Source organism: Porphyromonas sp. oral taxon 279 str. F0450 (genome assembly GCF_000292995.1).
Taxonomy (GTDB): Bacteria; Bacteroidota; Bacteroidia; order Bacteroidales; family Porphyromonadaceae; genus Porphyromonas; species Porphyromonas pasteri.
The window spans coordinates 26,025-46,825 of sequence record NZ_ALKJ01000017.1 but is presented as its reverse complement, the minus strand read 5'-3'; the positions used below and the strand labels follow the sequence as shown (position 1 = coordinate 46,825).

17 protein-coding genes are annotated in these 20,801 nt (G+C 57.6%); 12 read left to right on the top strand and 5 right to left on the bottom strand.

The annotated features are described in order from the left end of the window. Window positions 1-33: 33 nt before the first annotated feature. Genes murG through murD form a run of 3 tightly spaced genes read right to left on the bottom strand, consistent with a single transcriptional unit; the run spans window position 34 to window position 3,806 of the window. Window positions 34-1,149 (bottom strand): undecaprenyldiphospho-muramoylpentapeptide beta-N-acetylglucosaminyltransferase, encoded by a 1,116-nt coding sequence (murG, locus tag HMPREF1323_RS03885; protein ID WP_009432851.1) that lies wholly within the window; start codon window positions 1,147-1,149, stop codon window positions 34-36. A 4-nt stretch (window positions 1,150-1,153) separates the two neighbouring features. Next, window positions 1,154-2,434 (bottom strand): FtsW/RodA/SpoVE family cell cycle protein, encoded by a 1,281-nt coding sequence (locus tag HMPREF1323_RS03880; protein ID WP_009432844.1) that lies wholly within the window; start codon window positions 2,432-2,434, stop codon window positions 1,154-1,156. Further along, window positions 2,427-3,806 (bottom strand): UDP-N-acetylmuramoyl-L-alanine--D-glutamate ligase, encoded by a 1,380-nt coding sequence (gene murD, locus HMPREF1323_RS03875; RefSeq protein ID WP_044114872.1) that lies wholly within the window; start codon window positions 3,804-3,806, stop codon window positions 2,427-2,429. The genes HMPREF1323_RS03880 and murD overlap by 8 nt, the downstream gene beginning before the upstream one ends. A gap of 325 nt (window positions 3,807-4,131) precedes the next feature. On the opposite strand from murD, the gene HMPREF1323_RS03870 reads away from it, so the two are divergent. The 12 genes from HMPREF1323_RS03870 (at window position 4,132) to HMPREF1323_RS03815 (ending at window position 16,693) form a co-directional block, all read left to right on the top strand. Continuing rightward, window positions 4,132-5,034, top strand: a complete 903-nt coding sequence (locus HMPREF1323_RS03870) for a helix-turn-helix domain-containing protein (RefSeq protein ID WP_009432859.1) — start codon at window positions 4,132-4,134, stop codon at window positions 5,032-5,034. Window positions 5,035-5,872: 838 nt separating this feature from the next. Continuing rightward, window positions 5,873-7,330 carry a hypothetical protein gene (locus HMPREF1323_RS09175; protein WP_198004367.1) on the top strand — a complete coding sequence of 486 codons (1,458 nt, stop codon included), beginning with the start codon at window positions 5,873-5,875 and terminating at the stop codon, window positions 7,328-7,330. Between the two features lie 25 nt (window positions 7,331-7,355). Then, complete coding sequence (locus tag HMPREF1323_RS03860) at window positions 7,356-7,970, top strand: hypothetical protein (protein ID WP_198004366.1); 615 nt, start codon at window positions 7,356-7,358, stop codon at window positions 7,968-7,970. A 337-nt stretch (window positions 7,971-8,307) separates the two neighbouring features. Beyond that, window positions 8,308-10,002 carry a SulP family inorganic anion transporter gene (locus tag HMPREF1323_RS03855; RefSeq protein WP_009432835.1) on the top strand — a complete coding sequence of 565 codons (1,695 nt, stop codon included), beginning with the start codon at window positions 8,308-8,310 and terminating at the stop codon, window positions 10,000-10,002. Next, entirely contained in the window at window positions 9,999-11,012 is a 1,014-nt protein-coding gene (gene dusB, locus HMPREF1323_RS03850) for a tRNA dihydrouridine synthase DusB (RefSeq protein ID WP_009432856.1), read from the top strand. The genes HMPREF1323_RS03855 and dusB overlap by 4 nt, the downstream gene beginning before the upstream one ends. Window positions 11,013-11,047: 35 nt before the next feature. Then, a complete protein-coding gene (locus HMPREF1323_RS03845) occupies window positions 11,048-12,193 on the top strand; it encodes a DUF4369 domain-containing protein (protein ID WP_009432855.1) in 1,146 nt (381 codons plus the stop codon). Between the two features lie 18 nt (window positions 12,194-12,211). Then, window positions 12,212-13,318: an endolytic transglycosylase MltG gene (gene mltG / locus HMPREF1323_RS03840; RefSeq protein WP_009432846.1), complete on the top strand. Its 1,107-nt coding sequence runs from the start codon at window positions 12,212-12,214 to the stop codon at window positions 13,316-13,318. Further along, entirely contained in the window at window positions 13,315-14,097 is a 783-nt protein-coding gene (locus HMPREF1323_RS03835) for a tRNA threonylcarbamoyladenosine dehydratase (protein ID WP_009432839.1), read from the top strand. Before mltG ends, HMPREF1323_RS03835 begins: the two co-directional genes overlap by 4 nt. Next, the gene (locus HMPREF1323_RS03830; RefSeq protein WP_009432841.1) at window positions 14,094-14,795 is read left to right on the top strand and encodes an ABC transporter ATP-binding protein; all 702 of its coding nucleotides are present in this window, start codon (window positions 14,094-14,096) and stop codon (window positions 14,793-14,795) included. The genes HMPREF1323_RS03835 and HMPREF1323_RS03830 overlap by 4 nt, the downstream gene beginning before the upstream one ends. 12 nt (window positions 14,796-14,807) lie before the next feature. After that, the gene (locus HMPREF1323_RS03825; RefSeq protein WP_009432831.1) at window positions 14,808-15,512 is read left to right on the top strand and encodes a ComEA family DNA-binding protein; all 705 of its coding nucleotides are present in this window, start codon (window positions 14,808-14,810) and stop codon (window positions 15,510-15,512) included. A gap of 5 nt (window positions 15,513-15,517) precedes the next feature. After that, window positions 15,518-16,492: a porphobilinogen synthase gene (gene hemB, locus HMPREF1323_RS03820; protein WP_009432863.1), complete on the top strand. Its 975-nt coding sequence runs from the start codon at window positions 15,518-15,520 to the stop codon at window positions 16,490-16,492. A gap of 12 nt (window positions 16,493-16,504) precedes the next feature. Continuing rightward, the gene (locus HMPREF1323_RS03815; protein WP_009432826.1) at window positions 16,505-16,693 is read left to right on the top strand and encodes a hypothetical protein; all 189 of its coding nucleotides are present in this window, start codon (window positions 16,505-16,507) and stop codon (window positions 16,691-16,693) included. A gap of 173 nt (window positions 16,694-16,866) precedes the next feature. Here the strand turns inward: HMPREF1323_RS03815 and HMPREF1323_RS03810 are convergent, their stop codons facing one another. Together HMPREF1323_RS03810 and HMPREF1323_RS03805 are read right to left on the bottom strand one after the other, a co-directional pair. Continuing rightward, a complete protein-coding gene (locus tag HMPREF1323_RS03810; protein ID WP_009432852.1) occupies window positions 16,867-18,684 on the bottom strand; it encodes an LTA synthase family protein in 1,818 nt (605 codons plus the stop codon). Window positions 18,685-19,001: 317 nt separating this feature from the next. Then, entirely contained in the window at window positions 19,002-20,801 is a 1,800-nt protein-coding gene (locus HMPREF1323_RS03805; RefSeq protein WP_009432861.1) for an RNA-binding domain-containing protein, read from the bottom strand.

The window sequence follows — 20,801 nt, the reverse complement described above, 5'->3', positions numbered from 1 at the left end:
GCTGCTCTTTTATATGCTATTATAGTACGATGTCTATCGCTTGGGGGCGAAGGCCACAAGGCGCTCAGCCTCGTCGACGATGCGGTCAGCAGCCTCGGTGAGGGCGAGCTTACGGATCTCTTCGGAGAGCGAAGCGCACTGCGCAGCGTCCTGCACGAGGGCGATGGCACGAGGCGTCAGCTCTTCGCGTGCCTTGTCGTCGGGGATGAGGAGCGCAGCCGAGCGCGTCGAGAGCGCCAGCGCGTTCTTCGTCTGGTGGTCTTCGGCGACGTTAGGCGAAGGCACGAGGATGGTAGGCTTGCCGAGGAAGCACAGCTCGGAGATCGAGCTGGCACCAGCACGCGACACCACGACGTCTGCCACGGCATAAGCCAGATCCATACGCTGGATGAAGGCCGATGAGTAGACGGGGAAGTCATACGCCTTCAGCAGCTCCTGCGCCTTGGCTTCGAAGCCCTTACCCGTCTGCCAGATGAGGGCGACACCCGACTGAGCCCACTCAGCGAGGCGCGAACCGATACTCTCGTTGATACTCAGAGCACCGAGACTCCCGCCGATGACGACGACGACACGCTTCGTATCAGCTGGCAAGCCGAAGTGACGCAGCGCTTCTTCGCGCAGCCCGTCCTGCATATACTCGATAGCAGGACGCAGGGGATTCCCCGTCAGCACGATCTTCTCCTTCGGGAAGAAGCGCTCCATCTCGGGGTACGCTACGCAGATGCGGTCGGCACGACGAGCGAGGAACTTATTCGTCACGCCGGCATAAGAGTTCTGCTCCTGGATGAGCGTGGGGATGCCAAGGCTCTGTGCAGCCTTCAGCGTAGGTGCGCTGGCATAGCCCCCGACGCCGATGACGATCTCGGGGCGGAAGTCACGGATGATATCGCGCGCCGTGATGAGCGCACGCAGGAAGTCTCGCACGACTCCCACATTGCGCCAGAGGCGCTTGCGGTCAAGGCCGCGGATCTTCAGACCGCGGATGGGGAAGCCCGCCTGGGGCACACGCTCCATCTCCATGCGCCCTTCGGCACCGATGAAGAGGATATCGATCTCGGGGTAGCGCCGGCGAAGGGCTTCGGCGATGGATACGGCAGGGAAGATATGCCCCCCTGTGCCACCGCCGCTGATGATAGCTCGCTGGATCATATTTCTATACGTAGTCTTGTGTGTCGGTATCGAGAAGAGGCTCTTCCACGACCTCCTCGGTCGCGGTGACCTCAGTGAACTCCGCCTCCTCCGTGTGGGGCTCACGCTTGGGCTTATCGACGCGCGAGGCGCCGATCATAATGCCGAAGGCCATGCTTGTCGCCAGGATCGACGACCCCCCGTAGCTGATGAGCGGGAGCGTCTGCCCTGTGGTGATGATCCCCGAGGCGACGATCATATTCACCAGCGCCTGCAGCGGATAGAGGATGCCAAAGCCCTTGATGAGGTTGCTACGGAAGACGTTCGTCTGCTTGCGTGCCTCACGATAGCCGATGAGCATCCACACCAGATAGAGCGATGGGATGAAGAGCAGACCGAGGATGCCGTACTCCTCGATGATGATGGCGTAGAGGTAGTCGGAGTAGGCCTGCGAGAGGGAGTCACGCAGCTTGCTATTCCCAGGGCCACGACCGACGAGCTTGGAGTTGGCGATAGCCATACGGCCCATCTGCTCCTGACGGTTCTCGTCGGTGATAGCGAAGCGGTCTTCGCGCTCCTTGACGGCGCCATGCAGACGGTTGTGCCACGTGACGGCACGACCAGGCAGCATGCTCTCGGGCGCTAAGTAAAGGTAGGCGCCACCCAAGACCACCGCTATGGCACCGATAGCCGTGATGCGGTACATGAAGCGCTTAGGTGCCTTGAGTACCCACGAGTAGAGGTAGAGGAAAGAGAAGATGATGAGGAAGGTCGACAGGTTGCTCAAGAGCACCATAATCGAGAGGATGAAGATCCATCCCCAGTATGCCCAGTAGCGAGGCTCCTTCCTCGGGTCTTCCACGACATCCTTACCCGCGACATACGCACCCCAGATGACGATATAGACACGTAGGAATTCGGCGGGCTGGATGGTGATGAAGCCCAAGTCGATCCAGCGCTCTGCCCCATTGGTGCTCTGCCCTAAGAGGAGCTGCGCGAAGAAGAGCCCCACCATGAGGAGCGCCGAGAGCGGTGGCAGGGTATAGCGATAGAAGCGCCCGGAGCATCTGCTCAGCAAGATAGCCGAGCAGATACCGATAGCGAGCATGAGCGCATGCTTGAGGATGGGATTCAGTCGCCCGACGGAGAGGCTCTTATAGATCTCCGAGCTCAGCGCGCTCGATACGGTGTAGAGCGAGACCAAGACGAGCACGAAGTAGAGTGCCCACATGAGGCCGTTGCCCGCGAAGATGCGGCGCAGCCACGAGTCCTTCGGCTGGAGGGAGGTCGTCTGATCGTTAGGCATGCTTCTCCTCAGCTTGGATCAGGCCCTGTACCACTTCGCGGAAGCGGTCGCCTCGATGGATGTAGCTGGTGAAGAGGTCAAAGCTCGCACAGGCGGGAGAGAGCAGGACGGTGTCGCCTGGCTGAGCCATCTCGCGAGCGTGGGCGATAGCCTCCTCCATGGAGAGAGCCGAGGCGATCTGAGGCACCTTGCCGTGGAAGCTCTTGTACAGCTTCAGCACGTCGGTCGTGAGGAAGACGAGCCCACGCGCCCCAGAGGTGATGAGCTCGGTGATATCCATGTAGTCATTCCCCTTGTCTTCGCCGCCGAGGATGAGCACGTAGGGCGTGGTCATCGTGCGCAGGGCGTAGTAGGTAGAGCTGACGTTCGTGGCCTTGGAGTCGTTGATATAGCGCACGCCATCGAGTACCCCGACCTTCTCGAGGCGGTGGGGGACGTTCACGAAGTCGCTGAGCGCACGCCTGAGGACGTCATGCGAGACGCCGAGACGCAGGGCTGCGATCGAGGCGGCCATAGCATTCTGCAGGTTGTGCGGCCCCTGGAGTGCGAGCTGATCGATGGGGAACTCAAAGCTCTTCCCGTCGAAGTGCAGGCGCATCATATTGTCGTCCGACTTGTCAGCAGCAGAGCCTACCTGCGGATAGGTCAGGAAGGAGAGCGTCTGCATCGGCATGGGCTGGTGGCTCATGACGTAGCGAGAGACGAACTCATCTTCACCCCAATAGATGAAGGCATCCTCTGCGGTCTGGTTCTGCAGGATGCGCATCTTCGCCATAGCATACTCCTCGAAGTTGTAGTGATAGCGGTCGAGGTGGTCGGGTGTGATGTTCATCAGGAGGGCGATATGCACGCGGAACTTGTACATATCATCCAGCTGGAAGCTACTCAGCTCGACGACGAAGTAGTCGGGCTGCTCGTCGGGGATCACCTGACGGGCGAGGCTGAAGCCTACGTTCCCAGCCAGTGCGGGCTTCATACCCGCCTCGGTGAGGATGTGGTGCAGCCACATCGTCGTCGTGGTCTTCCCATTGCTCCCCGTGATACCGATGACCTTACCCTTGAGGTAGCGACCTGCCAGCTCGATCTCGGAGATGACGGGGATGCCACGCTCACGGATAGCCACCATAATAGGTGCCTTCTCGGGGATACCAGGGCTCTTGACGATCTCCTCGGCACGCAGGATGAGCTCGGTGGTGTGGCTACCCTCTTCGTAAGGGATGCCATTGGCTTCGAGCTCCTGCTTGTACTTCGGGGCGATATGCCCGTAGTCCGAGACCATGACGGATATACCACGACTCTGGTATAATAGGGCTGCGCCGACACCGCTTTCGCCAGCGCCCAGGACGACGGCCTGGAACTTCTCTTCTATCATCTTATTTGTCTTGCTATGGGGTGCAATGGGAGGTAGGGCAAAGGACCTCTCCACCCTACCTCGCATAGCCTGCTTTTAGACTACAATTTTCGTCATTTTCGCCCATATATGCAAGCTGTATGCGTGCGCACTCGCGCGGGGAAGGAGCACTACCCCTTTGCACGGAGGGGGCAAATAGTCGCTTTTTCTCCCCCACCTTCCCCTCGATGCGAAGAAAGGAAAAGCTTTACCTACCCCATGCGACATTTAGACAACACCCGAGTATCACATATATCCCCTACCTTTACACCCATAAGTACAGCCCCAGATACATCAGCAAGACAGCATGCAGCCGCACGAGTGGACGACCAATGACTTCAAGGGAGATCCTGGCATAGACTACTGCCACGACAAGCTCCTCTTTGCCAATAGCCTACACACGCTCCCCGAGCGTATGATAGGCGCACGCATGCGCTTCGGCATGGCGATCTACTGCCGCCAAGGGACAGCACTGATCACGGTCAACGGCCTGCAGTATCGCCTGAAGCAGGGGCAGAGGCTTAGCTACCAAGAGGGATCCCTCATCGAGGAATGCCTCGCCTCAAGCGATGCCGATCTGGTCCTCATGGGACTCTCTTGGGAAATCATCCAGAGCACGGAGACACTGAATACCCTGATATGGCCCATCGCGGACTATGTGCGTAGGTCGCCCATCTACACGCTGAGCGAGGATGCGATAGAGCTCAGCAAGATCTACCACCAGCAGATCCACACCCTCTGCCACTCGGACAATCCCCTCTTCCGTGACGAACTCCTGCACATCCATATCCAGGCGCTCCTCTACTCCTTCATCCGTGAGGTCAGCGAAGAGATCCGCCAAGCGACCCCGCAAGACCTGACCCGTGCCAACCAGCAGATGCGCCTTTTCTTTGATCTGCTGGCTATGCGACGTGGACACCTGCGCTCGGTCTCGGAGGTCGCGACCCTGATGAACCTCACGCCGAAGCACCTCTCACGCGTCATCAAGGAGCAGACGGGAGAGACGCCCATCCACTTCATCCATCAGTACATGATGCGCGCCATCACGCAGGAGCTACGCTACTCGACGAAGACCGCCAAGGAGATCGCCTTCCAGCAGGGCTTCTCGAGCCTCGCCTGCTTCGGCAAGTTCGTCAAGCAGCAGACGGGCCTCACGCCCACCGAGTACCGCAAGAAGCTCCAGACAGGCGAAGGCGCGACACCGAGCTAAGCCACGACACACCTGCCCGCCCCAGCGCAGCGTCCTTCTTCCCCGCCATAGTCCGAGCCCCTCGCCTATCGCGGGGATTTCTCTCATCCTGCGGGAGGAAAAGCTTCCTCCTCCACGAAGAAAAAGCCCCTTCCTCTACGCCATTTCCTCTGTCCACGTACGTAGTCCTAAGGACTCGGCACGTAATCTCTATGATCCACGTACGTAGATTTTAGAGCCACGCACGTAGACCAAGATTTTCTACTGCTCGTCCGCAACTCTTCCCCGCGCACAGAGAAGGTTATTCCACTATTGCTACCGGCTTTTCTTCCCGAAGAAGCAAGCACCGAAGCTATAGCAACATTCAGTCCGAGTCCCCTCGTCTTTACTTCCCTCTGGTAGACTCCAAGCAAGCTTATAAAGATGGAGGGGAACCTATAGCCAATAGATCTTCCCCACAGCTATGCAGAGGTCTTCAGGACAATTAGGACAGGATTCCTCCACTGACCAATATCCGATAATATCCGTCCTCTTGTTTGTATGATTCTAATCAACTACATTTGCTATCGAAACCTCCATAGAGCCATGTCCCATGAAACATCATGAGCTAGTTAGATGGAGATTGACACACGAAGTAACACACTATACTATGCTCACTATGCGCAGATTTACTACCATGAGTTATTGCCTTCCTAATTGGCGACTCATTTACACATCGCTCCTTCTTGTTTCCATCCTCTTTGCTGGATGCCGAAGTGATACAGATATTGAAACTCAACCAGCGTCGAAGCTCTCCCCTGATCAGTTGGTCGCACAGACGTTTAACTATATAGGTAGCGATCAGACTGTACAAACAATAATGGAGTCAATAAAGCAACTGCCAGAAGCTAAAGGCATGGCGGCTCACCTTTCTCAGGTTAAGGCTCGTTTAGTATGGCAGGGCATCTCACATGTAGGTGAGGTTGGTGTTAATGAGATAGTTTACATTCCAATCCATATTCAAGGGGAGAATGAGATCAATTGGATTTGGGTAATTTACCTTGACCGTGGGACTCAGATTGCATCTGAGTTCCTAAACCGAGCAGAGGTTTACGACGATCACTTATGGCTCTTTGACTACCTTACACAAAAGGGACTAGGACATGTTGCCAAAAGTGGTGTGTACTATACTCCACCGCCAGGAGCGCGGAGCTTTCGTAAAGTAATAAATGGGAAGCTTTATGAGTGTACTCGTGCTCACAGCTTTACCGTGGGAAATCTCTATGATGATGATATGAATGTCGTTGATGGAGGATCGAGCACTCGATTCCACCCAGAGAATTGTGTTCCAGTCTTTGAATTTCAAGGCTTTGACAGACCTAGAGGTCGCTTCTCCGGGGCTCCTGCGGGCTTTTGGGGACGCTTTAGTGGTGCAGATTCAGGGAATCCACGTATAGCCCCAGAGCAGTATAAATGTATTCGATACGCCCCTACTATCCCTGATGAACCGCCTACTCCTATTGGTCCCATTCAGCCACCTCCATGTGGAGACTATCGAATGAAGATCCAGGAACCCCAAATGAATAGTCATATCAAGAGCCTCTTTGATTATGTGAAGAGTAATAAGAGCTGGGAAACTCGCATAGAGCGAGGCTTCGTACAACTTAGAGATGGGACTTTTAAAGACATTATCGGGGAGAATGAGGATGAGATCGCTGAGCCCAAGGACGATATTGTTGGCATGATGCATACGCACGTAGCTTCTCAAGATGAGGAGTATTACCTTAATCAGTGCTTCTCCCTAAAAGACATACACAACTTTATTGGCCGAGTTTTCAAAGCTGTCCGCAAGGAGATACCCAAAGATTGGGGCACAAATCCAGCAGAGTTGGATTTAAGCAAATACTACACAGGTGTCGTCAGTAAGCATGGGGTGTATATCTTAACAATCAATAGAAAGATTCGAAACTACGATGAGCTGCAAGACTTATTTGGCGCCTTAAACAAGAAATTATCAACGGATGAACGCACCTTTAAAAAACTTAGTCAAATGCAGTCCGATTGGATATCATCAGAAATACGAGACACGCCCGTAGGCATAGAAGAAAAAGGGAAAAGAGAGAAGCGGCTACTTATTCTGGAAGAGCAATATATTCTGGATCAATTAAACGTCCTCTACCCCTCGCTTAAGGAGGCCTTTGGGCTAATGTTCTTTGATCTCACAAAGGACACTCCAGAGGGCTATTCTGTTTATGACAACAATCCTGAAGACGGAAGAATTTGGTATATAAGGCAACGTAATCCCACGGTATTCTATGACCGCCATGAGTGCAAGTAACATGGCAAAAAAACAAGCTATCAAGATGATCAAGCTAATCAAACTTCTATCCCTCATACTGCTCCTCTCTGGAGCGAGGGTCTCTGCTCAGACGCAAGTCGTGGACTTACGAGACTTCAAGCGCGTGTCGGACAACAACCGTGGCAACCCTGAAGGCTACTACTTTGAGGACCGACACCATGACCTCGATAAGTTCGTAGGAGAATGGGAAGGCACGGGCTTTGGCGACCACCAGTGGCGTGCCCATATCATCGTGCAGAAAAAGGCAAACTATTACGATTCCTACTGGTACGATGCTCTCGGGCTGGAGCTATCAATCACAAAGAATGGTAAAGCATGTATCACCCCTACGGACTCTTTCCTGCCTGGGACCTCCTTTATTCGAGGCGGGGGATTTATCTGGGACAGAGAGAAGAGCTCTCTACAATTAGATGTTTACAGAATACCTTTCTTCTATGGTAAAGCTGACAAGCCTTATCAGGAACTTGCCAATGTACTTCTCTGCTTGAATGCGGCACACGATACGATAGTAGTACGCCGAAGCCACTTGGTCGGAATCGATCGTCCTGTGATCATACCTGATTATCTCTCTGTCCCCTACGACGCTGAGGTCTGCACGCTACGACGCGTGAAGAAGTAGAGAAAGCTCCTTATACAGCCTCGGGCAAAGCATACGGAAGCCCACCTTGACACGGGGCTACCTCCATCAAAATAGCAGGAGAAGGCAATCGCCTTCTCCTGTCTTGTCTTTGACCCTTTCCCCCGTTAATGGGCAAGAGGATATGCAGAGGTCGCGATGAGCAAGAGGAATACACGCGCAGACGATGCGGCGTATAGACGCGAACGGCACGGGAGGATTTCGATGCGAAAGCCCTGCCTACAAGGTCAGCGCCCCCAGAGGCACGGGGGCTTTTCCTTATCTTTGTAACCTAACAGCTATTTAATCGTATAGGAAGAAAACCTACTTTTTACTCGACATGCAGCGCTTGAACTTCCGCCCCATGCTCATCGATAGCCTCAAGGGCTACACGCGGCAGGGCCTCACTCGTGACCTCTTAGCGGGGCTCATCGTGGGGATCGTCGCCCTACCTATGGCCATCGCCTTCGCTATCGCCAGCGGGGTATCGCCCGAAGTGGGGCTCGTGACCGCCGTCCTCGGGGGGCTCATCGTCTCGGCTCTCGGGGGTAGCTCCGTACAGATCGGGGGGCCTACGGGGGCCTTCATCATCATCGTCCTCGGCATCATCGGCGAGTACGGTCAGGGCGGACTACTCATCGCCACACTGATGGCGGGTATCCTCCTCCTGCTGATGGGCGCACTGAAGCTCGGATCGCTCATCAAGTTCATCCCCTATCCGATTATCTTAGGCTTCACGGCAGGTATCGCTGTGACCATCTTCACCACGCAGGTCAATGACCTCCTCGGCCTCGGGCTGACGGGTCTACCGAAGGAGTTTGTACCGAAGTGGGGCGTCCTCCTCTCCTCGCTCGGCTCCGTCCACCTGCCTACGCTCGCCATCGGTCTGGGGAGCATCCTCCTCATCCAGCTCACCCCACGCCTGACGAAGGTCGTCCCTGGCTCCCTCGTCGCCATCATCGTGATGACCATCGTCTGCTACCTCCTCAAGGAGTATGCTGGCGTCACGGGCCTCGACACCATCGGCGACCGCTATACGATCTCCTCGAAGATCCCCGACCTCGTCGTGCCCGAGCTGAGCTGGGCGACGATGCAGCACCTCATCGGCCCCGCCTTCACCATCGCCCTCCTCGGCGCTATCGAGTCCCTCCTCTCTGCCAGCGTCGCTGACGGGGTCATCGGTGAGCGCCACCGCTCGAATACCGAGCTGATGGCGCAGGGAGTAGCGAACATCATCGTGCCCTTCTTCGGTGGGATCCCCGTCACGGGAGCTATCGCTCGTACGATGACCAACATCAACAACGGCGCCCGCACGCCCATCGCAGGCATCACCCACGCTCTGGTCCTCCTACTGATCTTCCTCTTCCTCATGCCCCTGATGGCCTACATCCCTATGGCCTGCCTCTCTGGGGTGCTCGTCGTCATCTCGTACAACATGAGCGGATGGCGCTCGGTACGCGCCTCGCTACGTGGCCCGAAGAGCGATATCGCGGTACTCGCTGTCACCTTCTTCCTCACCGTCCTCTTCGACCTCACCATAGCTATCGAGCTGGGTCTCCTACTCTCCATGCTCCTCTTCATGCGCCGTATCATCGAGTCCACGCGCATCGTCGTCTCCCGCGACAAGCTCCACGTGCATAGCTCCGAGGATGACGGCCAGCTCGCAGGTCGTGAGGAAGCCCTCGACCTGCCGAAGGGCGTCGAGGTCTACGAGATCGAAGGACCCTTCTTCTTCGGTATCGCGAACCGCTTCGAGGAGATCGTCCTCGCCACCAAGGCGCGCCCGAAGGTGCGCATCCTGCGTATGCGTCAGGTGCCCTTCATGGACTCGACGGCCGTGCGCAACCTCCGCATTCTCATCGAGACCTCACAGGCTGAGGGCATCCAGCTCGTCCTCTCGGGCGTGCGCCCCAGCGTCCATGAGACCCTGCGTGCCACAGGTATCGCCGACCTCATCGGCGATACCTACATCTGCCCCAATATCCACGAGGCCCTCACGACGGCCTCCCAATACATAGCCCAGATAAGCGAATGAAAATAGGTACGGTCGATCTCGGGGAGCGCCCCCTACTACTGGCCCCCATGGAGGATGTGACGGATGCCGCCTTCCGTCTCCTCTGTCGCCGCTTCGGTGCAGACATGGTCTACACCGAGTTCCTCAGTGCTGACGCCCTCATCCGTCAGGTCGCTGGCACGACGCGCAAGCTCGAGATCAGCGCCGAAGAGCGCCCCGTAGCCATCCAGATCTACGGCCGCGAGGTCGAGCCTATGGTCGAAGCAGCCCGCATCGCCGAGGCCGCTGGACCCGAGGTGCTGGACCTGAACTTCGGCTGCCCCGTCAAGCGTGTCGCTGGCAAGGGTGCTGGTAGCGGTATGCTTCGCTGCCCCGACGTCATGCTCCGCATCGTCAGCGAGATCGTCAAGGCCGTGAAGATCCCCGTCACCGTAAAGACCCGCCTCGGCTGGGACAACGATAGTAAGATCATCGTCGAGCTCGCCGAAGCCCTCCAGGACGTGGGCATCCAAGCCCTCACCATCCACGGCCGTACCCGCGCCCAGATGTACACCGGCTCTGCCGACTGGACGCTCATCGGCAAGGTGAAGGAGAATCCCCGTATGCACATCCCTATCATCGGCAATGGTGACATCACCACGGGCGAAGAGGTAAAGCGTGCCTTCGACACCTACGGCGTAGATGCTGTGATGGTCGGGCGTGCCACCATCGGCCAGCCCTGGATCTTCGAGGAGATGAAGCACTACCTCCAGACGGGCGAGCCTGCTCCCCGCCACCCGAAGGCCTTCTACGTCGACGTACTTCGCCAGCTCGTCGACAACAACATCCGCAAGCTCGACGAGCGCCGTGGCATCCTCCACAGCCGTCGCCATATAGCTGCCAGCCCGATCTTCAAGGGTATCGATAACTTCCGCCCCGTACGCATCGCCATGCTCAAGGCTGCCACACGCGAAGAGCTCTTCGCCGAGGTCGCCCGCGCTGAGGAGATGCTCCTCGCCACCGGCGAGCACTGGGACGCCCCCACATGCTAATAGCCCCATCTATCACATACCTCACACGGCAGACAATGAATAAGACGAAGCTCCGCCTCTCCCTCCTTCTCCTCGGCTCCCTCGCTCTCGGCTCCTGCTCCAAGAGCGGAGGCAATGAGTTCACCGCCGAAGGCACCATCACCGATGCCGCAGGCAAGACGCTCTACCTCGAGACGACCGACACCGACGAACCTCAGCTCATCGACTCCGTGACCCTCGACGAGAAGGGTCGCTTCCGCTTCCGTCGCGAGGCACATAGCTATCCCGCCTTCTACCGCCTGCGCCTCGGGGAGAGCTTCATCCCCTTCGCAGCCGACTCCGTCACGCACCTCACCCTCTCGGCTTCGGGCAAGGACCTCTTCTCGACCTACAAGATCGAGTCGGGCGACGAGGCCAATAAGCAGATCCGTGAGATCGGTCAGCTGCGCACCGCCACCGACAAGGCCATCGAGGCGATCCTCACACAGCTCAATAATGGCACCCTCGAGCGTGGCGTAGCTCTGGCACGTATCGACTCGCTCTCCACGCAGCTGAAGAACACCCTCACGAGCAAATACATCTTCAGCGACCCCAAAGGCGCTGCCGCCTACTACGCCCTCTTCCAGAGCTACCTTGGCGGGACGTACTTCTCCATAGACCATCCTGGCGATGACCGTGCCTTCGCAGCTGTCGCCACGGCCTACGATGCCTTCCACCCCAATGCCCCCTACACACCGCTCCTGAAGCAGGCTGCTCTGCGCTCCATCGCTATGGCACGTGCCCGTCAGCGTGAGGCCCATCCCGATACAACGATGACGGCTGCCCCCGTGGAGGTCGTCGCCTTCCCCGAGATCCGCCTGCGTGATCAGAAGGGGCAGATGCGCTCCCTCAATGCGGAGGTCGCTAAGGGTCACCCCGTCCTCGTCTGCTTCACCGCCTACGCTGGCGATTGGTCACCCGCCCTCGTCGCCGAGCTGCGCGCCCTGCAGTCCACCCACCCCGAGCTCATCATCTTCGAAGTCTCCGAAGACCAAGATGCCTATCTGTGGAAGAATGCTTCACGCGCTCTGCCCTGGATCTGCGTCCAAGACCTCAACCATACCGCAGCTCAGGACTACAATACCCAGAGCCTGCCCTCCTTCTATGCTATCCGCGGTAGCGAGCTGAAGCGCCTCGCTGAGCCCGCCGATATCTTCCGCTAATCCGACATCCCACTCCGTATGAGTAAGCATTCAGTAGCCCACTACCAGCGGCTCAATGGCCGACGCTCTTTCTCCTCGCCCCACCGCAGTCGTGGCCGAGGCGCGCGCGTCTTCGTCATCCTGATCCTCATCATCGTAGCCGCAGCAGCCCTCGCTGGTGGCTATCTCTATACCACACCTGCAGGTCGCCCCGTCACCGACACGACCTACCTCCTCGTAGCCCCAGGGAGCAAGTACTCCGAGCTACGTGAGCAGATGCAGAAGAAGCTCTGGCTGCGCTTCCCCCGTGTCTTTGACCGCCTTGCGGCAGTGCAGGGGCTTAGCGAGACGGGCGACGCGCTGCGCCCAGGTCGGTACGCCGTCCTCCGCTCCACGACGATGCAGGAGCTCATCACCCTCCTCAAGGAGGGGAAGGACAGCCCGCTGAAGCTCACGCCTCCCTCCGTACGCAAGGACTCTGAGCTCGTGGACTTCCTCGCCCAGCACCTCTGGGTGAAGGCCGACACGCTCCGCACGCTCCTCGCTGACTCCGCCCTCATGGCGCAGTATGGCACGAAGCCAGGAGCCTTCTACTCCAAGGTCATCCGCGAGCCCCACACCCTGCGCTGGGCCGCCTCAGGGCGTGAAGTCCTCGACAGCCTCCATGCCCACTACCAGCTCTTCTGGAAGGGTAAGCGTACCGAAGAGGCAGAGCGCCTCGGGCTCAATCCCCTTGAGGTGACGACACTCGCCTCCATCGTCGAGAGCGAATCAGGCAAGCGCGATGAGTACCGCCGTATCGCTGGGCTCTATCTCAACCGCCTGCGCAAGGAGATGCGCCTGCAGTCTGACCCCACGGTCAAGTACGCCCTCGGCAACTTCGACCTCAAGCGCATCCGTGGTGAGCACCTCATGGTGAACTCCCCCTACAATACTTACAAGGTCACGGGCCTTCCCCCGACGCCCATCGTCCAGCCCCGCACGAGCACCATCGACAGCGTCCTCGCTGCCGAGAGCCACGACTACCTCTATATGTGTGCTAAGGAGGACTTCTCAGGCTACCACAACTTCGCCTCCTCCTTCGCCGTACACATGCTGAATGCTAAGCGCTACCAGCAAGCCCTCAACGACCGAGGCATCCAATGAACCAACCCCAGCAACAGACTCCTCCCGAGGTGTGGACCGAGCGTACCCGCCTCCTCTTCGGTGACGATCGCGTGAGCGAGCTCGCCCAGTGTCACGTCCTCATCGTCGGTCTCGGCGGTGTCGGTGGCTTCGCAGCCGAACTCATCGCCCGTGCAGGTATCGGCCGTATGACTATCGTCGACGCCGACATCGTGCAGCCCTCGAACATCAACCGCCAGCTCGTAGCCACCACCGAGACCATCGGCGAGGCGAAAGCCAGCGTCCTGGCCGCACGCCTTCGCGCCATCAACCCCCACATCCAGCTGGAGGTCATCGAGGCCTTCCTCAAGGATGAGAACATGATCGAGCTCCTCGACCGTCACCGCTACGACTACGTCATCGACGCCATCGACTCGCTGAGCCCGAAGGTGCACCTCATCGCCAAGTCCATAGAGCGCGGCCTGCCGATCATCAGCTCTATGGGTGCAGGCGCCAAGAGTGATCCGACGCAGATCCATCAGGCCGACCTGAATAAGAGCTACAACTGTACGCTGGCACGTGCCCTGCGCAAGCGCCTGCGTAAGCGCCTGCGTAAGCTTGGCATCCACAAGGGACTCCCCGTGGTCTTCTCCACGGAGCTACCGGACTCTGACGCTGTCAAGGAGATCGAGGGCGAGCAGTGTAAGCGCTCTACCGCTGGCACTGTCTCCTATATGCCCGCGCTCTTCGGCTGTCATCTGGCGGCCTACGTCATCCAGCATATCCAGCATCACCCCACTACTGAGCCTACCAGCCTATGATCATCGAGGCTACGCATATCCATAAGAGCTTCGGCTCACTCGAGGTCCTCAAGGGTATCGACCTCACCGTCGCGCCCCGAGAGATCATCTCCATCGTCGGAGCCAGCGGTGCAGGGAAGACGACCCTACTCCAGATCCTCGGCACACTCGAAGCCCCTGCCGAAGGTGCTTCGCTGAAGATCTGCGGAGAGGAAGTCACCCGCCTCAGCGCCCGCCGTCAAGCCGAGCTCCGCAACCGCCAGATAGGCTTCATCTTCCAGGCGCACCAGCTCCTGCCGGAGTTCACTGCACTGGAGAACGTTATGCTCCCCGCCCTCATCGCAGGAGAGTCCCGCTCGAAGGTACGTGAGCGTGCCGTCGGCCTCCTCGAGCGTCTCGGCCTTGCGGAGCGTGCCTCGCACAAGCCTGCCGAGCTGTCGGGTGGTGAGAGCCAGCGTGTCGCCGTAGCCCGCGCCCTCATCAATTCGCCTGCGGTCATATTCGCCGACGAACCATCGGGGAGCCTTGACACGGCGAATAAGCAGAGCCTTCACCAGCTCTTCTTCGATCTGCGTGACGAACTCGGCCAGACCTTCGTCATCGTCACCCACGACCCCGACTTTGCCGCCCAAGCCGACCGTATGATCGTGCTGCGCGACGGCCGTATCGAGGCCATACACACCCGCACCGAAGCCCCCACCGAGGAGCACGTCGGCTAAACCACCCCAGCGATGCGTCAGAGGAAGACCACCACGAGCCGCAGTGAGCGCCTATTCTTACTCATCCTCTCGCTCATCACCCTCTCGGGGCTAGCACTCTACGCCTTCGCCCCGCACAGCTCGCCTGCCCTACAGCCTATGCAGCCGACCGAAGCGGGAAGCACCTCCGAGAGCAACGCTCCCGCAGGACAGCAGCCCCACCGCGATAGCCTCATACGTGATCCACACTATGTCGGCCCGCCAGCAGGAGCTGCAGCACGAGGGGAGAAGTTCGCCCACTACGTCAGCCTTGACCTCAACCGTATCGACTCGCTGACGCTCCTGCGTGTCCCAGGCATCGGCCCTGCCTACGCCCATCGTATCCTCGCTCTACGTGAGCGACTCGGTGGCTACTACACCGTCTTACAGCTGCAGGAGGTCTACGGTATGGATGAGGATAAGTTCCTCGCCCTGCGCCCGTGGTTCGTCATCAAGACACCGCCGAAGCGCTTCGCTCTCCCCCAGCTCCGTGCCGACTCCCTCCCCTGGCATCCCTACCTCTCCCGAGAGCAGAGTGCCACCCTGCGCAAGCTCATCCTACGCCACGGCAAGCGTCTTAGCTGGGCAGTCCTGCGCTCTGCTGGACCTTTCTCCCGCGAGGATAGCATCCGCCTCAGCCCCTACTTCGTAGACGGTACGGCAGCACACACCACAGATAGTATTCCTAATCAACCATAAGCCCTATGTATCCAATCAGTCGTCTGCGTCGCCTACGCATGACTCCCAACCTCCGTGCGCTCGTTCGTGAGACCGCTCTCGAGCCCGCGGACTTCATCGCTCCCCTCTTCGTCGTCCACGGCAGTGGCATCCGCGAGGAGATCAAGACCATGCCTGGGCAGTACCGCCTCTCGGTCGATGAGCTCGTCAAGGAGTGCGAAGGCCTCTACAGTGTAGGCGTACTCTCGGTGATGCTCTTCGGTATTCCCGAGCACAAGGACCACACCGGTAGCGAAGCCTATTCACACAACGGCATCGTACAGCAGGGTATCCGCGCGCTCAAGGCCGCCCTGCCCGACCTCATCGTCATCGCAGATATCTGCATGTGCGAGTACACCGACCACGGCCACTGCGGTATCCTCCACGATCACTATACCGTGGACAATGATGCCACGCTCCCCTATCTCTGCCGTCAGGCTGTCTCCTTCGCCGAGGCCGGTGCCGACATCGTCGCGCCCTCCGATATGATGGACGGCCGTATCGCCGCCATGCGTCAGGCTCTCGACGAAGCTGGCTACGAGCAACTCCCCATCATGTCGTACGCTGCGAAGTTCAGCTCCGCCTTCTACGGTCCCTTCCGTGATGCTGCCGACTCCGCCCCCAGCTTCGGTGACCGCCGTAGCTACCAGATGGACCCTGCGAACATCCGTGAGGCCATGCGTGAGATCGAAGGCGACATCGCCGAAGGTGCTGACATCATCATGGTCAAGCCCGCCCTGCCCTACCTCGACGTCATCCGCTGGGCACGCGACCGCTACGACCTACCCTTGGCTGCCTATCAGGTCAGTGGCGAATATGCCATGATCCAGGCCGCTGGTCTCAATGGCTGGATCGACCGCGAGCGCATCATGATGGAGAGCCTGCTCTCGATCAAGCGCGCTGGTGCCGACCTCATCCTCACCTACTTCGCCCGCGAAGCTGCAGAGCTCCTTCGCTGCTAAGAGCTGATCGCTATGGCCTACCGTCGTCCCCTGACCCCGACGCAGATGGTCGTCATCACCATCCTCTGGCTGGCGCTGGTCATCTGGATCATCTCCTCTGGCCTGCGCCTCGATGGCTTGACGATCCTCATGCTCGTCTGCTCGGGCGTCACGGTCTTCTATCCCATCATCAAGAGCTGGCGCGAGCGCAAGAAGAAGTAAGCCCAGCTCCACAAAGCGCAGCCCGCCCCCGTCCAGCATAAGTAGTGGACGGGGGCGGGCTGCTTTATGGAGGGGATAGGTTAACGATATGCCGATTTGCTTAACATATCCGCTACGATAGGTTAACGAAAACGGCATTTCGTTAACCTATCCACCTCGTGAAGGAGATGCCTTTACCTGCGGGCGAGGTCGTCGTGCGTCAGCTGGAGGAGCGCACGACCGAGGGCTGTGCGGTGCTCCGAGGGCGCGGGAGTCACCTCGATACCATGGCCGCTGACATTGTCCATCACCGTGACGCCCGTGCTGTCGATGAAGCCAAAGCCATCATTGAACGTGTAGTAGGCGAAGGGATAGGTATAGTTCGGTGCAAGGACATTGCGGGCAAAGGTGAACGAGCGGTAGCTGAGCCCGAGCTGCGCCAGGAGCGTCGCCGAGAGGTCGGACTGCGTCATCAGCGCATCGACGACACGGGGCGAGCGCACCGCACCACCGATCCAGAGCAGCGGGATGTGGTGCACAGCCGTGCTATTGCGATCGTCCGAGCCGAGCTCCGAATAGCCGTGATCCGCCACACAGATGATGAGTAAGTCCTTCCACTGCGGGGTCGCCTTGAGACGAGCAACGAAGCGTCCCAGCGACTCATCGAGATAGGCAAAGGCATTCGACACGGGCGAGGGCAGGCGCTTGTACGGCACGTCAAACGGCTCGTGACTGCTGAGCGTGAGCATCGTCTTGTACCACGGGCGGTCCGCAGGCATACGGACGATCTCATCATAGAGGACGTCGAAGGCAGGGCCGTCGGGCACACCCCAGTTCGTCCGCGGGAGGCTACGAGGGAGCGTGTGGTCGTCGGTGACCTGCTGATAGCCCGAGCCGAGGAGGTAGCCCTTCAGACCAGTGAAGTTCGCATCGCCCCCGTAGAGGAAGCTCGTCACATAGCCCGCCTCACGCAGGCTCCCCGCGATGGAGGGCAGGGTACGGCTCTTCGCTGGGAGCTTCATCACCGAGTGCGTGGGGAAGCTCGTGTAGCCGCTGAGGATCGAGATGAGCCCGCGGTCGGTGCGGTAGCTATTGGCATAGCAGCGCGAGAAGAGGACACCCTCACGAGCCAGGCTATCGAAGTGCGGGCTGACCTCGGGATTCTCACCCAAGACACCCGTATAGCGAGCACCGTAGCTCTCGAGGACGAGCAGGACGATATTCGGCCTGCGAGTCGTGAGGAGCGTATCGCCCTCAAGGGACTCGGCGGGGAAGAGGTCTTCGGTCAGCTCACCGAGCGTCTTCTCATCGAAGGCATTATACTCGGCATCATAGTCCTCGGCCTTCCCGAGCGAGGAGAAGAGGCTGAAGAGCGGATTGACGGCAGCGTGATTGAGGTACTGGCGGTCACTGAAGTAGACCTGCCCGACATTGGCTGTCGCTTGACTCACGCCCCCACGGATCATGAGGAAGGTCGGGCCTAAGAGGAGGACGAAGGGCAGGGCGTAGAGTCCGCCACGGCGAAGCTGGGGCCAGCGCACCTCCGTCGTGCGGTCGAGGGCGAAGCCGACAGATAGGCCGATGACGATGACGAGAAAGAGGGAGAGGAGAATGAAGGGAAGGCTGACACTCGCGAAGGCTTCGCCTGGCTGGTCCAGATAGAGGAAGATCGAGGCATCGAGCTTGAAGCCCCAGAAGGGATAGAGCCGCACATCGGTGATGCCCACGATGCTGATGAGGGCAGCCGTGAGGATGTGATAAGCTCGGAGGGCGCGACGGGCGGGGAAGGCGCGGAAGAAGCAGCTCACTGCCGTCGTCAAGAGGGGTATGACGAGTAGGTAGCCCAGCACGGAGAAGTCCAAGCTCAGCCCATGATAGAGTACAGCGAAGATATCCCCCATACTCAGTGCCCCTTCGGCTGGGACGAGCAGAAGGAAGCATCCCTTGAGGACGAGGAAGCTCAGCAGCACCACGAGGGTGAAGCGGAGGAGGTAAAGGATTCGTGAGCGCATCGTGCGACGAGTAGATCTATTTCTATTTGTCACAAAGGTACGGCTTGCCCCGCTAATCCCGCTCGCTCGGATAATAGACTGTTCCCTCCGCCTTCTCCCCACACCGTATAAGCCTATATTGGTCAGAGCAACCTTAGCACGAGGGATGGAAGAAGACGGCGCAAAGTAGGAACATACGAATAGCCCCACGGCATCCCTCAGGGAGAGGGAAGCCGTGGGGCTGATGCCGTAGATGAGGGCGGCAGAGTGGCAGGAGAAGGCAAGGTCAGTGGATGTACATGCTGGCTATCCCAAGAGATGTGTTCGGTGGCTTGACCTTACTTATTTACTGCTTTAATGGTGATATATTTCTGTGTCGGAGCGGTTTTACTTTCCTGCTGTGCACTCAGTCGTCCTTGGCTTAACAAGGGATCTATGTAGGTTCGCTTCATATAATAGCGATCGTTCACGTTCAGCTCTTGTGCTATTTCCAAGAGTGTTCGTGGCGTTTGACAAAAGTCCAGGATCAGCCTTTGCTTTTCTTTCCGGCTTTTACTCCTTGACTTTTTGGTGTCTACTCCTTGAGTTTTACTCCTTGAGTTTTCGGTGCTTACTCCTTGACTTTTACTCCTTGAGTTTTCTTCCAAGTTTCGATTGAGGACATACGAAGTCCAGCGGCCTTTGTTTTGTGCGGTCAGAAGCTTGCGTTCAGCTAAAGAGTACAAGAGCTTGCCCACTTGTAGGGCATTCTTATCTAAGAGTGTTTGTATCACACTATTCGTCACAGAGCCATCCATCCACGCCACGGAGAGGATGAAGATTTCTTCGCTGTCAAGCTGGCGTACCACTTGCTCTCCCAGGATCTTCCGTAAGTGCTGGATACATTCTTCTGCTATGACTGACTTCATAGAAATAGTCAGCTCGACGGTATGTAATTCGTTCGACTCGCAGAGTAAAGGCTTCTGCCAGTTTTCTTTCTTACAAGCGTCTACAATAGCAGGGAATCCAGATCCGATATTATCACCATACCCCAGCATACGTAGCATGGATTGGATATGTGGGTTACGCGCTTTGGAGTTGCCCCCTTTATATATCTCCGCAATGGGCAGCTTGAGGGTGCCTGGATTAGAGAAGAAGAAGCGATCATCATGCTTCTCCACCCTGAGCACACCAGTCATCATATAATCAGCATGAATCACCAAGTTGGTCAAAGCTTCGCGGATGGCTTTATGCATCGGGGTATCGTCTTCTCGCTCGTATCCCTTGAGGACAAAGGGGCGCCTGATGTCCTGCACTAACCGAGCTAATACACGCGTAAAGAAGTTATAGAGATTATTCTCCCAGCTACCATCATAGGTAAGCCGATCGCTCCAGCGCTCCCCCGGCTGTAGATTAGTCTGATCCAGATAATCCAAGCGAATATTATCAAAGCGCTCTCTTATCGCCAATCCCTTGCCAAACATCAGCAGACCAGCCAAGGTCAGCCCCTCTCGTCCTGTAGCTCTGTCTTTAGTGTATCCTCCTAAATTGCGGAGAAACTCCTTATCGTCATAATCATTGAATAAATGCTCCGGATTGGTAGAGCGAAACCTATTGCGGAAAGCACGTAGCGTAAGCATATCTATATCCTCCATATCATAGTGCTCTATGAGCACCCCGTCGTTGCCCGCATCATTGGAGTCACGTAGCATTGCCTTTACCTCCTCTTCGGTGCAATGATAATCACCTTCATGATTTCGCTTATAAGTTCCTTTATTCAGATTTCCATTTATGTATACGGGACGCTGTCTATAATTAGCCTGAGGGACATGTATGGACACAAGAAGCTTCTCCTCATATTCGATGACCTCCACATCGTCATCAGTCAGGATATTGGTGCTGACCTTATCGCTATTTAAACTATCAAAAAGCTCCTTCTTTAGTTTTGTGGGATCGTTTACCCCCGTTATTAGGTAGGGAGAGTCACCTTCTTCCTCTTTCTTCTCTGCTATTCCCAGAAGGATGTAGCCACCAATGGTATTAGCAAAGGCCGAATAAGTCTCCCATACAGACTTGGGGATACTATTCTCAGCCTTTTTTACCTCAAAATTGATTCGCTCCCTCAGAGCGAGTTGCGAGATAACGTCTTGTCTGTCCAT